At 69.8% G+C, this 13,166-nt stretch carries 13 protein-coding genes; all 13 read left to right on the top strand.

The window, feature by feature from the left end:
- The first annotated feature begins 13 nt into the window (after positions 1-13).
- The gene (locus tag A8M77_RS12970; protein ID WP_086921917.1) at positions 14-952 is read left to right on the top strand and encodes a LysR family transcriptional regulator; all 939 of its coding nucleotides are present in this window, start codon (positions 14-16) and stop codon (positions 950-952) included.
- A 71-nt stretch (positions 953-1,023) separates the two neighbouring features.
- Positions 1,024-3,840: a PAS domain S-box protein gene (locus tag A8M77_RS12965; protein WP_158100922.1), complete on the top strand. Its 2,817-nt coding sequence runs from the start codon at positions 1,024-1,026 to the stop codon at positions 3,838-3,840.
- Positions 3,840-4,466 carry a response regulator transcription factor gene (locus A8M77_RS12960; RefSeq protein ID WP_086921915.1) on the top strand — a complete coding sequence of 209 codons (627 nt, stop codon included), beginning with the start codon at positions 3,840-3,842 and terminating at the stop codon, positions 4,464-4,466. The genes A8M77_RS12965 and A8M77_RS12960 overlap by 1 nt, the downstream gene beginning before the upstream one ends.
- A 94-nt stretch (positions 4,467-4,560) precedes the next feature.
- Entirely contained in the window at positions 4,561-4,941 is a 381-nt protein-coding gene (locus A8M77_RS12955) for a response regulator transcription factor (protein ID WP_086921914.1), read from the top strand.
- Positions 4,938-5,201, top strand: coding sequence for a hypothetical protein (locus A8M77_RS12950; RefSeq protein WP_337590017.1), 264 nt, complete (start codon positions 4,938-4,940; stop codon positions 5,199-5,201). Before A8M77_RS12955 ends, A8M77_RS12950 begins: the two co-directional genes overlap by 4 nt.
- 143 nt (positions 5,202-5,344) lie before the next feature.
- Complete coding sequence (locus A8M77_RS12945; RefSeq protein ID WP_086922026.1) at positions 5,345-6,127, top strand: GntR family transcriptional regulator; 783 nt, start codon at positions 5,345-5,347, stop codon at positions 6,125-6,127.
- A gap of 18 nt (positions 6,128-6,145) precedes the next feature.
- Positions 6,146-7,351 carry an ABC transporter substrate-binding protein gene (locus A8M77_RS12940; protein ID WP_086921913.1) on the top strand — a complete coding sequence of 402 codons (1,206 nt, stop codon included), beginning with the start codon at positions 6,146-6,148 and terminating at the stop codon, positions 7,349-7,351.
- A 21-nt stretch (positions 7,352-7,372) separates the two neighbouring features.
- Positions 7,373-8,245: a branched-chain amino acid ABC transporter permease gene (locus A8M77_RS12935; protein WP_086921912.1), complete on the top strand. Its 873-nt coding sequence runs from the start codon at positions 7,373-7,375 to the stop codon at positions 8,243-8,245.
- On the top strand, positions 8,242-9,219 hold the full coding sequence (locus A8M77_RS12930) for a branched-chain amino acid ABC transporter permease (RefSeq protein ID WP_086921911.1): 978 nt from the start codon (positions 8,242-8,244) through the stop codon (positions 9,217-9,219). The genes A8M77_RS12935 and A8M77_RS12930 overlap by 4 nt, the downstream gene beginning before the upstream one ends.
- Entirely contained in the window at positions 9,212-9,967 is a 756-nt protein-coding gene (locus A8M77_RS12925) for an ABC transporter ATP-binding protein (RefSeq protein ID WP_086921910.1), read from the top strand. Before A8M77_RS12930 ends, A8M77_RS12925 begins: the two co-directional genes overlap by 8 nt.
- A 56-nt stretch (positions 9,968-10,023) precedes the next feature.
- Positions 10,024-10,734 (top strand): ABC transporter ATP-binding protein, encoded by a 711-nt coding sequence (locus A8M77_RS12920; RefSeq protein WP_086921909.1) that lies wholly within the window; start codon positions 10,024-10,026, stop codon positions 10,732-10,734.
- 36 nt (positions 10,735-10,770) lie between these two features.
- The gene (locus A8M77_RS12915) at positions 10,771-11,727 is read left to right on the top strand and encodes a tripartite tricarboxylate transporter substrate binding protein (RefSeq protein ID WP_086922025.1); all 957 of its coding nucleotides are present in this window, start codon (positions 10,771-10,773) and stop codon (positions 11,725-11,727) included.
- A complete protein-coding gene (locus A8M77_RS12910) occupies positions 11,724-12,989 on the top strand; it encodes a 3-isopropylmalate dehydratase large subunit (RefSeq protein WP_086921908.1) in 1,266 nt (421 codons plus the stop codon). Before A8M77_RS12915 ends, A8M77_RS12910 begins: the two co-directional genes overlap by 4 nt.
- Positions 12,990-13,166 lie beyond the last annotated feature (177 nt).

The raw sequence follows: 13,166 nt of genomic DNA, 5'->3' as shown, positions 1-13,166 counted from the left end.
AACAATCGACCCCATGGATGCCAAAAATATCGAGTCGCTCTGGACCCATCTCCACTGGCTCACCGTGCTGGCGCAGCAGGGCAGCTACACGGCGGCGGCTGCCCGCCTTGGCGTGAGCAAGGCGGCGATGAGCCAGCGCATCGCCGAGCTGGAACGCGCCGCCGGCGTGCCGCTGGTGCAGCGCACCACGCGCAGCGTGCGCCTGACCGAGGCCGGCCAGAGGCTGGTCGAGGACACGCGCGCACCCTTCGAGCAGATCGCCCACAGCTTTGCCGGCGTGCGCGACCTGGCCGGCGTGCCGCGCGGCCTGCTGCGGGTGACGGCGCCGGTGGCCTTCGCGCGCCAGCAGCTGGTGCCGCGGGTGGCGGATTTCCTGCGGGCGAATCCCGAGGTGCGCCTGGCGCTGGACCTGTCGGACCGGCTCAGCGCGCTGGCGGTGGAAGGCTTCGACCTGGCGATCCGGCACGCGGCCTCGGTGCCCGACACGCACGTGGCCTGGCGGCTGTGCGCCACCCATTCGGTGCTGGTGGCGAGCCGGGCCTACCTGCGGCGGCGGCCCGCGCCGCAGGCCCCGCAGGCGCTGTCGGAGCATGACTGCCTGCATTACCCGCGCGCCCAGGAGCAGGCGGCGTGGACCCTGGAGTCCACCGGAGGGCGCCGCGCGGTCGAGCGTGTGACGGTGCCCGTGGCCGGCCCCTTCGCCGCCAACAACAGCGAGGCCCTGCGCGACGGCGCGCTCGCCGGGCTGGGCATCGCCCTGGTGCCCGACTTCAGCGCCCAGGCCGCGCTGCAGGCCGGCAAGCTGGTCCGGGTGCTGCCGGCGTGGCGGCCCGTCGGCGCTTTTGCAGATCAGCTCTATGCCATCCGGCCCTACGCCAGCCATGTGCCGCGGGCCGTGACGGTGTTCGTGGCGTGGCTGCGGGAGGCGCTGAGGGATGGTTTTGCACCGTGACAGCGGCCGGGAGGACGCTCAGAATGTTCTCCTCAGTCTCCAGGAGGAGCCCGCTTCTGGCCGGAGTCCTCGTGACGAAACGTAAAAGCGAAGGATCGCTGTCGCGCCCGGCGTGTCAGCCTTTCGAGCGGCAGCCCGAAGCCTTGCTGCGCGAGCACGCAGACCTGCTGAACCTCACGCACGACGCCATGATCGTGCGCGACATGGACGCATCGATCACCTACTGGAACCGCGGCGCCGAGAAGATGTACGGATGGACGGCGCAGGAGGCGCTCGGCCGGTCTGCGCCCGAGCTGCTGAAGACCGTCTCCACCGTGCCGCTCGAGCAGATCGAGTCGCAGGTGCTGCGCACGGGGCGCTGGGAAGGCGAACTGGTGCATCACCGGCGAGACGGCACGCCGGTGGTCGTGGCAAGCCGCCTGGCATTGCAGCGGGACGAGCAGGGCGAGCCGGTGGCGATCCTCGCGACCAACACCGACATCACGCAACACAAGCGGGCCGAGGAGGCCCGGCGGGACCTCGAGGAGCAATGGCAAGCCGCCTTCGAAGCGAATCCCACGATGTACTTCATCATCGACGCGGGCGGTGCGATCCTGTCGGTGAATCCCGTCGGCGCGGAGCAACTGGGTTGGCGCGTGGGCCAGCTGATCGGCCAGCCGGTGCTCAACGTGTTCCACGAAGCCGATCGGGCGTTCGTCCAGGAAAACGCCGAGCAGGCTTTCCGGCAGCCGGGGCGCGTGATGCGCTGGCAGGCGCGCAAGGTCCGCAAGGACGGCACGGTGCTGTGGGTGCGGGAGTCGGCGAATGCGGTCGTGCTGAGGGGCGGGCCGGTGCTGCTCGTGGCGTGCGAGGACATCACCGAACGCAGGCGTGCCGAAGAGGCGCTGCGCGAGAGCGAGGAGCGCTTTCGCACGCTGGTGAAGTTCTCTTTCGACGTGTACTGGGAGAGCGACGCCCGGCATCGCTTCACCCGGCAGGAGTATTCCGAGCGCTTCGACCGTGCGCCGGCGCCGGGTTCGGAGATCGGCAAGACGCGATGGGAAGTGCCCTATCTGGCGCCGGACGAGGAGGCCTGGCGCCGGCACCGCGCGGCGCTCGATGCCCATGTCCCGTTCCGCGACTTCGAGCTCGCCCGGGCGACCTCCGACGGCGGCGTACGCCATGTGTCTGTCTCCGGGCTGCCGATGTTCGACGAGGCGGGGCGCTTCAGGGGCTACCGGGGCGTCGGCCGGGACGTCAGCGAGCGCAAGCGCGCCGATGACGCGCTGCGCGCGCACCTGTCGTTCCTGGAAAGCATGGACCGCGTCAACCGCGCCATGCAGGGGACCAACGACCTCGAGAAGATGATGAGCGACGTGCTCGACGCCGTGCTCGACATCTTCGCCTGCGACCGGGCCTGGCTCACCTATCCGTGCGATCCGGGGGCGGCCGGCTGGCGCGCGGTCATGGAGCAGACCCGGCCCGAGTTTCCCGGCGCGTTCAGCCTCGGCGTCGAGCTGCCCCTCGATGCGGACGTCGCCACGGTGTTCCGGACAGCGCGCGCTGCGAGCGGTGCCGTGTCCTTCGGTCCTGCCTGCGAGCTCCCGGTACCGGCGCATCTCGCGGAAAGTTTCAGCATCCGGTCCGTGCTCGCCATGGCGCTGTATCCCAAGGCCGACCAACCCTACCTCTTCGGGCTGCACCAGTGCTCGCGCCCGCGCGCCTGGACGGCGCAGGAAAAGCGGCTGTTCGAGGAGATCGGGCATCGGCTGGCCGATGCACTCACCAGTCTTCTCATCTTCCGCAGCCTGCGCGAAAGCGAGTACCTGACGCGGCAGGTCTTCGAGAGCGCCTCCGACGGCATCGCCGTGATCGGGCGGGATTGCCGCTATCAAAGGGTCAATGCGGTCTACGGGCGCCATTGGGGCATGTCAGCCGAGGAGATCGTCGGCATGCATGTCGCCGACATTTTCGGGACCGAGTTCTTCGACCACACCGTGAAGCCGAGTCTCGACCGCTGCTTCGCCGGAGAGCAGTTCACGTTCGCGGAGTGGTACACGACCGATCCGGGGCGCACCTACCTGTCGGTGTCCTACTCGCCGCTGCGGCTCGGCGCGGAGCGCCAGGAGGCTGCGCTCGTGATCACGCGCGATCTCACGCATCACGTGCTGGCGTCGGAAGCCCTGCGCGAGGCGCAGGCGGCGCTTGCGCGCGTCAACCGCGTGACCACGCTCGGCGTGCTCGCCGCCTCGATCGCGCACGAGGTCAACCAGCCGCTCGGCGCCATGGTCGCGAGCGCCGGGTCCTGCGCGCGCTGGCTCGCGGCCCAGCCGCCCGAGCTCGACAAGGCGCAGCGCTCGCTCGAACGCATCGCCAGGGACGGCAAGCGCGCGAGCGAAGTCATCGACCGCATCCGCGCCCTGGTCATGCGGCAGCCGCCGCGGCGCGATCGCGTCGACCTCCACCAGGTCATCCTGGACGTGCTGGCATTCACGCGCGACCAGATGCGCCGCAACGACATTGCGCTCCAGACGGCGCTCGCCGACGACCTGCCGCCCGTGTGGGGCGACAGGGTGCAGCTCCAGCAGGTCGTCCTCAACCTGATCGTCAACGCCATCGAGGCCGTGAGCGCGCCCGGCAGTCGCCCGCGGCAGCTGGTCATCGGCACGAGCCAGGCCGAGGGTGGCGTGTGCTTCGAGGTGCGGGACTCGGGCCCAGGCGTCGCGCCCGAGATCGCGGACACGCTCTTCGAGCCCTTCCATACCTCCAAGGCGCAGGGCATCGGCATGGGCCTGTCGATCAGCCGGTCGATCATCGAGGCCCACGGCGGCCAGCTCTGGACCGCGCCGAACCTGCCCCACGGCGCCGTGTTCCAGTTTTCGCTGCCGGCGGGGCAGCGGGAGCCGTGATGGCCACCGAGCGCCCCGTCGTCTTCGTGGTCGACGACGACCTGGCCATGCGCGAGGCGCTCCAGGATCTCCTCGCCTCCGTCGGCATGGACGTGCGGGTTTTCGCCTCGACGCAGGACTTCATGCGGGCGCAGCGCCCCGACGCGCCCGGATGCCTGGTGCTCGACGTGCGGCTGCCCGGCGCCAGCGGATTGAGCTTCCAGGAAGAGCTCCCGCGCGCGGGTGTCGATCTGCCGGTGATTTTCATCACCGGACACGGCGACATTCCGATGACGGTGCGCGCCATGAAGGCCGGGGCCGTCGAGTTCCTGAGCAAGCCCTTTCGCGACCAGGAGCTTCTCGATGCGATCGATGCCGCGATCGAGCGGCACCGCGCGCAGCGCCGCGAGACGGCGCTCGTCACCGAGTTGCGGCAGCGCTTCGCCGCGCTCACCCAGCGCGAGCGCGAAGTCATGGGGTTGGTGAGTGCCGGGCGCGTGAACAAGCAGATCGCAGCCGATCTGGGCATCAGCGAGGCCACCGTCAAGGTCCACCGCGGGCAGATCATGCGCAAGATGCAGACGACATCCCTGGCGCAGCTCGTTCGCATCGCGGACACGCTGGGCCTCTCCAGCCCGAAGCCCTAAACCAAAGTCGTAGTGCGCGCGACGCACGTCCAATGGTCGTGCGCGCGCGACTGGCCTAGTCTTGCGCCAACGCCCAAGACCCCAGGAAATCCAGGTGCCTCTCCATCCCACCATCGCGATCGTGGACGACGATGAATCGGTGCGCGACACCGCGAAGGACCTGCTCGACTCCGCCGGCCTGTCCGCCGCCACCTTCGACTCGGCCGAGAGCTTCCTGCAGTCGAAGGGCACGTGGGCCATCCGATGCCTCATCGCCGACATGCGCATGCCGGGGATGACCGGTCTCGAGCTGCATGGCCGGCTGGCGTCCGCCGGCACCCCGATTCCAACGGTCCTCGTCACCGCCTACTACGACGAACAGGTGCTCCTGCGCGCCCTCGAGTCGGGCGTGATCTGCTTTCTCACCAAGCCCTTCCGCCCGGAGGACCTCCTCGCCTGCATCGACGCCGCCATGCGCGGACACGAGCCTGCGTGAAGCGCACGCTCATGCTTGCCGGACCCAACGCCATGCACGCCACCCCCGACTCGTCCGATGCGCAGCCCGCCTTCGAGCTGCGCTTTCCCTCCCTCCGCGGCACCGGGCGCGCCCTGTCCTTTCCCTGCGATGCCGACGGCGAGGTGCAGATGGACAGGCTGAGCGCACGGGCGCTGAACAACTACCTTCTCGCGCGCGCCCTCACGGGCCGCGAATACGGGTGGCCCAGCGTGCATGCCTCGTGCCAGGCGGACGGCTGAAGCGAAGCCTCGGCCTCGCCCCCCTCTTCTGCGCCGCTTCGAATCGCGGGTGAGCGGCACCGCAGGCCGCTTCGGCTGCAGCGACTTCAAATGTCCCATTGACAGCACATTGGAAGTGCTCAACGATGCGTTCCATGTCGCAGATGCCCCTGCCCAAGTACCACCAGATCTACCTGGTCCTGCGCGAGCAGCTCGACGAGGGGCGCTTCGCCGACGGCGTGCCCGGCGAGCTGGCGCTGATGGAGCAGTTCGGCGTGGCGCGCGTCACGGTGCGGCGCGCGCTGGAGCGGCTGTCCTCCGAGGGACTGATCTCGCGCAACCCGGGCCGGCGCACGCGCCCGGTGCAGCCGGTCGCGGCGAACGAGCCGCGTGCCGGTGACAGCACGACGCGTGCCAACCTGCACGGGCTGCTGGAGAACCTGGTCACCATGGGCCTGCGCACCTCGGTGAGGGTGATCGACGTGGCCACCGTGTCGGCCTCCACCCAGGTGGCGGAGGCGCTGCACCTGCAGCTGGGCGACCCGGTGCAGAAGGCGGTGCGGGTGCGCTCCACCCGCGAGGGGCCGCTGTCGCACATCACGACCTACGTGCCGGGCGACGTGGGCCGGGCCTTCGGGCGGCGCGAGCTGGCGAAGAAGCCGATCCTCGTGCTGCTGGAAGAGGCCGGCGTGAAGGTCGGCCGCGCGCACCAGACCATCTCCGCGCGCCTGGCGGACAACGTGCTGGCCGAGCACCTGGAGGTCTCGGTCGGCTCCGCGCTGCTGGCGGTACGGCGCCTGGTCTACGACCAGGACGAGCGGCCGGTGCAGTGGCTGCACGGCTTCTACCGGCCCGACCGCTACGCCTACGAGATGCAGCTGTCCCGCGTGGGCAGCATCGACGCCAAGGTCTGGGTCAGCAAGGACGTCTCCGCGCCATTCAACTAACCGAAGAAGGAAAGCCCCATGAGCACTCGCCGCCGCTTCATCTCGCAGTCCGCCGCGATGGCCTCCGCCGTCGCCTTGCCGCTCGTGGCCGGGGCGCAGCCCAAGACCGTGAAGGTCGGCGTGCTGCACCCGGTGACCGGGGCGCTGGCCTACTCGGGGCAGCAGTGCCGGCTGGGCGCGCAGATGGCCATCGAGGACATCAACAAGGCCGGCGGCATCAAGGCGCTGGGCGGCGCGCAGATCGAGGCGCTGCTGGGCGATGCCCAGTCGCAGCCGCAGGCCGGCACGGCGGAAGTGGAGAAGATGAACGAGGCAGGGGTGAGCGCGATCGTCGGCGCCTACGCCTCGGCCATCTGCCTGGCGACCACGCAGGCGGCGGCCAAGTACAACCTGCCGCACGTGGTGGACGTCGGCGTGGCGGACCAGATCGTGGAGCGCGGGCTGAAGAACACCTTCCGCTTCGGGCCGGGCTACAAGAAATCGACCGAGCTGTCGATGGCCAACCTGCTGGTGCTGAACAAGGCCGCGGGAAGCCCGGCGAAGACGGTGATGATCATCCACGAGGAGTCGCTGTTCGGCGCGGGCACCGCGCAGCTGCTGTCGCGCGAGCTGCCGGGCTACGGTTTCGAGGTCAAGGAAGTGGTGAAGCACGCCAACCCGACGCGCGACTTCAACAACATCGTGCTGCGCATGAAGTCGATCAACCCCGACATCGTGATCCCCGCCAACTACTACAACGAGTACGCGCTGCTGGTGCGCACCATGCAGCAGCAGAAGGTGGCGCCGAAGGCGATCTTCTCGGTGCTGGGCGGCGCGGCCTCGAGCTACAAGTTCGTCAAGGAGTTCCCGGACGCGGCCAACGGCATCATCGACTGCAACCACTGGTTCAACCCGAAGGACAAGCGCTCGCACGAGCTGAAGAAGCGGGTGGAGGCCAAGGGGCAGTTCTTCAGCTACGAGGTGTTCATGACCTACACCGCGATGTGGCTGCTGGCCGATGCGCTGGAGCGCGCGAAGTCGGCGGACCGGGCCGCCATCATCGATGCGCTGGAGAAAAGCACCTTCTCGAATCACATCATGCCGTACGGCCCCACGAAGTTCGTCAACGGGCAGAACGAGGGCGCGCAGCCGCTGATGACGCAGGTGGTGAAGAACGACATCAAGGTGATCATTCCGCGGGACTACCGCGAGGTGGAGCCGGTGTTCCCGCTCAGAGCCGCCTGAGCACCGCGCGCGCCCGGCAGCATGCTCGATCTCGGCATCCTTTTCCCGTCCGTGCTGAACGGGCTGACGACCGGCGCGGTCTACGCGCTGATCGCCCTCGGCCTCACGCTGATCTACGGCGTCCTGCACATCATCAACTTCGCGCACGGCGCCTGCCTGATGCTGGCGCTGTACGCGGTGTACTTCCTCAAGGAGCGGCTGGGCATCGACCCGTACCTGGCCCTGCCCATCGTCGTGCCCGGCATGTTCGCGCTCGGCTATGCGCTGCAGCGGATCGTGATCAACCGCGCCGGCCACGGCAAGGACGAGAACATCCTGCTGGCCACGCTCGGCATCGCGATCGTGATGGAGAACCTGGCGCTGATCTTCTTCAAGTCCGACACGCGCAGCATCGACACCGCCTACTCGCTCGCCACGGTGGCCATCGGCCCCGCGATGATCGCGGTGCCCAAGCTGGTGGCCTTCGGCGGCGCGCTGGTGGTGTCGGCGGTCCTCTTCTGGATCATGGGCCGCACCGACCTCGGCCGCGCCATCCGCGCGGTGGCCAGGGAGAAGGAGGGCGCGAAGCTCATGGGCATCGACGTCGACCACGTCTACGCCATGAGCTTCGGCATCGGCCTGGCCTGCCTGGGCGCGGCGGCCTGCTTCCTGCTGCCGGCCTACTACGTCAACCCGCAGGTGGGCAGCGGCTTCGTGCTGGTGGCCTTCACCATCGTGGTGCTGGGCGGCATGGGCAGCTTCGTCGGCGCGCTGGTCGGCGGCTTCCTCGTGGGGGTGGTGGAGTCGCTGGGCGGCCTCTATCTCGGCGAATCGCTCGGGCAGATCGGCATCTTCGCGATCTTCATCGGCGTTGTGCTGTTCCGGCCGCAGGGGCTGTTCGGAGCACGCGCATGAACGGCGGACGCCAGTTGGCGCTCATTGCGCTGTTCACCGTCGCGGTGGCCTGCGTGCCCTTCGTCACCCGCTCCGGCAGCGCGCTCAATTTCGTGATGATGGCGCTCTACGCCACGCTGATCGCCCAGGCCTGGAACATCCTCGGCGGCTTCGGCGGGCAGTTCTCATTCGGGCATGCGCTGTTCTTCGGAACGGGGGCCTACGTGCAGGCCGTCGCGCAGCTGCAGGGCGGCCTCAACGCCTGGGTGGCGCTGCCGCTGGCCATCCTGGGCGCGGCGGTGGTGGGCCTCTTCGTCGGCGCGCTGAGCTTCCGCTACGGGCTCAAGGGCTCCTACTTCGCGCTGGTCACGCTGGCCTTCGCGGAGGTGTTCCGCATCCTCGCGCTGTCGGTGCCCTTCACCGGCGGCGGGGTGGGGCTGATGGTGCCGCTGCGCGAGGCGGCGTCGAACTTCCAGTTCGGCTCGCGCGCCGGCTACCTGTGGGTGATGCTGGGCTTCGTGCTGGCGGCCCTGCTGGTGACCTGGTGGCTGCGCCACGGCCGCTTCGGCGCCTGGCTGCAGGCGGTGCGCGACAACGAGGACGCGGCGCGTGCGGTCGGGGTGAACCCCTTCCGCGTGAAGCTCGGCGCGATCGGCCTGTCGGGTGCCTTCATGGGCGCGGCCGGCGCCTTCTACGTGCAGGTGTTCCAGTACATCGACCCGGGCATCGCCTACGGGCCGGCGACCTCGGTGGAGGCGCTGGTGGCGGCCATCGTGGGCGGCATGGGCACGCTGTGGGGGCCGGTGCTGGGCGCGGTGGTGCTGCACGTGCTGGCCGACCTCACGCGCAACCTGTTCGGCGAGCTGCCGGGCATCAACATGGTGATCTACGGCGTGGTGCTGGTGCTGATCGTGATCTTTCTGCCGCGCGGCATCGCGGGGCTGGGGCTCTCGGTGCGCCAGCTGTGGGCCGGCAAGGGAGGCCGCCATGGCTGAGCCGCTGCTGCACCTGGCGGGCGTGTCGCGCGCCTTCGGCGGGCTGAAGGCGGTGCAGGACGTGAGCCTGGCCGTGACCGAGGGCCGCCTGTGCGCGCTGATCGGCCCCAACGGCGCCGGCAAGACCACGCTGTTCGCGCTGATGTCGGGTTTCCTGAAGCCCGACACCGGCACCGTGCGCTTCGCCGGCCAGGACATCACCGGCCGCGAGCCGCACCGCAACGCGCTCGCGGGCATGACCCGCACCTTCCAGATCGTGAAGCCCTTCGCGGCGCAGACGGTGCGCGAGAACATCGCCGTGGGCGCCCACCTGCACATGCGCAGCCGCGCGCTGGCCCTCCGGCAGGCCGAGCATGTCGCGCAGTGGGTGGGCCTGGGACCGCAGCTCGACAAGCCCGCCTCCGACCTGACCGTGGCGGGCCGCAAGCGCCTGGAGCTGGCGCGCGCGCTGGCCACGCGCCCGCGCCTGCTGCTGCTCGACGAGGTGCTGGCCGGCCTCAACCCGCAGGAGATCGCCGAGATGATGCCGGTGGTGCGCAGCATCGCCGACAGCGGCGTGACGGTGCTGATGATCGAGCACGTGATGCAGGCGGTGATGCATCTGGCCGAGCACGTGTGGGTGCTGGCCCAGGGAAGGCTGATCGCCGAGGGCAGCCCGCAGGACGTGACCTCGAACGAGCAGGTCATCGAGGCCTACCTGGGGCAGGGCACCGCGGCGCGGCTGCGCAAGGCGCAGGGGGTGGCGTGAGTTCCGCCCGGCCGCCCGAAGGGACGCGCACCGCAGCCGAAGGCGAAGGTGTTTCAATGACGGTGTTGCTCGACATCCAGGGGCTGCGTGGCGGGTATGGCCGCACCGAGGTGCTGCGCGGCGTGGACCTGCAGGTCGGCGCCGGCGAGATGGTGGCGCTGCTCGGCAGCAACGGCGCCGGCAAGTCCACGCTCAACAAGATGGTCTGCGGCCTGTGCCCCGCTTGGAGCGGCACGGTGCGCTTTGACGGCCAGGACCTCAGCGGCGCGCACTACCGCGAAGTGGTGAAGGCCGGCCTGATCCAGGTGCCCGAGGGCCGCAAGGTCTTTCCCAACCTGAGCGTGCTGGAGAACCTGGAGCTCGGCTCCTTCACCCGTGCGCGCGAGCGGCGCGCGCTCAACCTGGAGCGCGTGTTCGCGATCTTCCCGCGCCTGAAGGAGCGCCGCGACCAGCATGCCGGGACCATGAGCGGCGGCGAGCAGCAGATGCTCGCGATCGGCCGCGGCCTGATGGCCGAGCCGGTGCTGCTGATCCTGGACGAGCCCTCGCTGGGCCTGTCGCCGCTGCTGGTCGAAGAGATGTTCTCCCTCATCCGGCAACTGCGCGAGGACGGCCTCGCGGTGCTGCTGGTCGAGCAGAACGTGGGCCAGTCGCTGGAGATCGCAGACCGCGCCTACGTGCTGGAGAACGGCAGCGTGCGCTTCTCCGGCGAGCCGCAGGCCCTGCTCGCGAGCGACGAGCTGCGGCGCGCCTACCTGGGCCTGTGAGCCCCTTTTCCCCAGACATCAAGGAGGCAACACATGATGAAACGCCGAGACATCCTCATCGCATCCGCCACGGCCGCGCTGGCCGCCGCCGCGCGCGCCCAGGTCGGCGGCGCGCCGGTGCGCATCCTGGTCGGCGCGCCGGCCGGCGGCTCCACCGACACGCTGGCGCGCACCCTGGCCGCCAGCATGGGGCCGGTGCTGGGCCGCACCGTGATCGTGGAGAACCGCCCCGGCGCCGGCGGCAACATCGCGGCCGAAGCGGTGGCCAAGGCGGCGCCGGACGGCAACACGCTGCTGATGAGCTTCACCAGCCATGCGATCAACGCCACGCTCTACCCGCAGTTGCCCTTCGACCCGGTCAAGGACTTCAGCGCGCTGACCTGCGTCGCCACTTCGCCCTCGGTGCTGGTGGCGCATCCTTCGGTGCCGGCCAACAGTGTGCGCGAGCTCATCGCCCTGGCGAAGGCGAAGCCGGGGCAGCTCAACTTCGCCATCGGCGGCATCGGCTCCTCGCTGCACATGGCGGGCGACGCCTTCAAGATGCAGTCGGGCACCTTCATCGTGAACATTCCCTACCGCGGCACCGCGCCCGCAGTGCAGGACGTGCTGGCCGGCCAGGTGCAGCTGATGTTCGCCGCGGTGGGCAACGTACAGGCGCACGTGAAGGCCGGCAAGCTCAAGGCCCTGGGCGTGACCACCGCGAAGCGCCTGCCCGCGCTGCCCGAAGTGCCGGCCATCGCGGAGACGCTGCCGGGCTATGAATCCAGTGCGTGGTTCGGCCTGTTCGGCCCGGGCGGCCTGTCGCCGGATGTCGCCAAGCGCGTCAGCGACGCGGCGCGCCAGGCCATCGGCCAGCCCGAGATGCGCAAGCGCCTGGAGACCGAGGGTGCAATCCCCGTGGGCAATTCGCCCGAGCAGTTCTCCGCCTTCGTGCAGAGCGAGATCGTGCGCTGGGGCAAGGTGGTGAAGTTCTCCGGAGCGAAGCCCGAATGAAGCCCTCCGCCCAGACCCTGGCGCAGAAGCTGATCGCCCGCGCCTGCGGCCGCGACCGGGTCGCGGTGGGCGAGATCGTGACCTGTGCGGTGGACCTCGCGATGTTCCACGACTCTTCCGGTCCGCGCCGCCTGCAGCCCATGCTGGAGCAGTTGGGCGCGCAGATCTGGGACAAGTCGCGCGTGGTGCTGGTGATGGACCACTACGTGCCCGAGCGCGACGAGGACGCGCGCCGCATCGTGCGCATCGCGCGCGACTGGGCGCGCGAGCAGCAGCTGCCCCATGTCTACGACAGCCAGGGCATCTGCCACGTGGTGGTGCCGCAGCACGGCCACATCCGCCCCGGCATGCTGTGCGTGGGCGGCGATTCGCATTCGCCCACCGGCGGGGCCTTCGGCGCCTACATGTTCGGCGTGGGCAGCACCGAGATGCTGGGCGTGGTCGTGACGGGGCAGATCTGGCTGCGCGTGCCCGAGACGATCCGCATGTGGTGGGACGGCGCGCTGCCGGCCGGCGTCACCGCCAAGGACATGATGCTCGCGATGATCGGCCGCTTCGGCATGAACGGCGGGCGCTACCAGGCCGTGGAGTTCTGCGGCCCGGCGGTGACGGCGCTGTCGATGCAGGAGCGCATGACGCTGTCGAACATGAGCGCCGAGCTGGGCGCGCAGGTGGGGCTGATCGCGCCGGATGCGACCACCGCTGCCTTCCTGGTGGAGGCCGGCGTGGCGGGAGTGGACACGGCGTCCTGGTTCACCGACGAGGGCGCGGCCTGCGAACTGCACCGCTTCGATGCGGCCACGCTGGAGCCGCAGGTCGCGGCGCCGCACAGCCCGGCCAATTCCCACGGCGTGAGCCGCGATGCGGGCACGCCGGTGGACGTGGCCTACATCGGCGCCTGCACCGGCGCCAAGCTGGACGATCTGCGCGCGGCGGCGCAGGTGCTGCGCGGGCGCAAGGTCGCGGCCGGCGTGCGGCTGATGGTGGCGCCGGCCAGCGTGCTGGACCAGGAGCGCGCGCGCGAGGAGGGCGTGCTGCAGGTGCTGCTCGATGCCGGCGCGGAGCTCTTCGCCACTGCCTGCGGCGCCTGCTCGGGCTATGGCGACCCGCTGGGCGACGTGACCGTGATCTCCACCACCGCGCGCAACTTCAGGGGACGCATGGGCTCGCCGGATGCGCAGGTGTACCTGGGTTCGCCGTACACGGTCGCGGCCTCGGCGCTGCGTGGGTGCGTGACGGATCCGCGGGAGGTCCTCGCATGAGACATCCCGTGTCCACCTTGGAGGTGTTGCTCCCTCCCCCTCTGGGGGAGGGTGGGGGTGGGGGCACTGGGCGCTTGTTTTTGCCTTGCTGTTTGGTTGGCGCCGGAGCCGGGAATTCGCCCCGGCGGGCGAGTCACTTTCTTTGCTTCGCCAAAGAAAGTAACCAAAGAAAGGCGA

The organism is Variovorax sp. JS1663, assembly GCF_002157355.1.
Classification (GTDB): domain Bacteria; phylum Pseudomonadota; class Gammaproteobacteria; order Burkholderiales; family Burkholderiaceae_C; genus Variovorax.
Note: the sequence above shows the minus strand (reverse complement) of the source record. Positions and strands in the feature narration are given on the sequence as shown.

Excerpts from the sequence above, each read along its gene's own strand:
- A8M77_RS12970 (WP_086921917.1), top strand. The coding sequence starts at position 14 with ATGGATGCCAAAAATATCGAGTCGCTCTGGACCCATCTCCACTGGCTC.
- A8M77_RS12960 (WP_086921915.1), top strand. The coding sequence starts at position 3,840 with ATGGCCACCGAGCGCCCCGTCGTCTTCGTGGTCGACGACGACCTGGCC.
- A8M77_RS12945 (WP_086922026.1), top strand. The coding sequence starts at position 5,345 with ATGCCCCTGCCCAAGTACCACCAGATCTACCTGGTCCTGCGCGAGCAG.
- A8M77_RS12940 (WP_086921913.1), top strand. The coding sequence starts at position 6,146 with ATGAGCACTCGCCGCCGCTTCATCTCGCAGTCCGCCGCGATGGCCTCC.
- A8M77_RS12935 (WP_086921912.1), top strand. The coding sequence starts at position 7,373 with ATGCTCGATCTCGGCATCCTTTTCCCGTCCGTGCTGAACGGGCTGACG.
- A8M77_RS12930 (WP_086921911.1), top strand. The coding sequence starts at position 8,242 with ATGAACGGCGGACGCCAGTTGGCGCTCATTGCGCTGTTCACCGTCGCG.
- A8M77_RS12925 (WP_086921910.1), top strand. The coding sequence starts at position 9,212 with ATGGCTGAGCCGCTGCTGCACCTGGCGGGCGTGTCGCGCGCCTTCGGC.
- A8M77_RS12920 (WP_086921909.1), top strand. The coding sequence starts at position 10,024 with ATGACGGTGTTGCTCGACATCCAGGGGCTGCGTGGCGGGTATGGCCGC.
- A8M77_RS12915 (WP_086922025.1), top strand. The coding sequence starts at position 10,771 with ATGAAACGCCGAGACATCCTCATCGCATCCGCCACGGCCGCGCTGGCC.
- A8M77_RS12910 (WP_086921908.1), top strand. The coding sequence starts at position 11,724 with ATGAAGCCCTCCGCCCAGACCCTGGCGCAGAAGCTGATCGCCCGCGCC.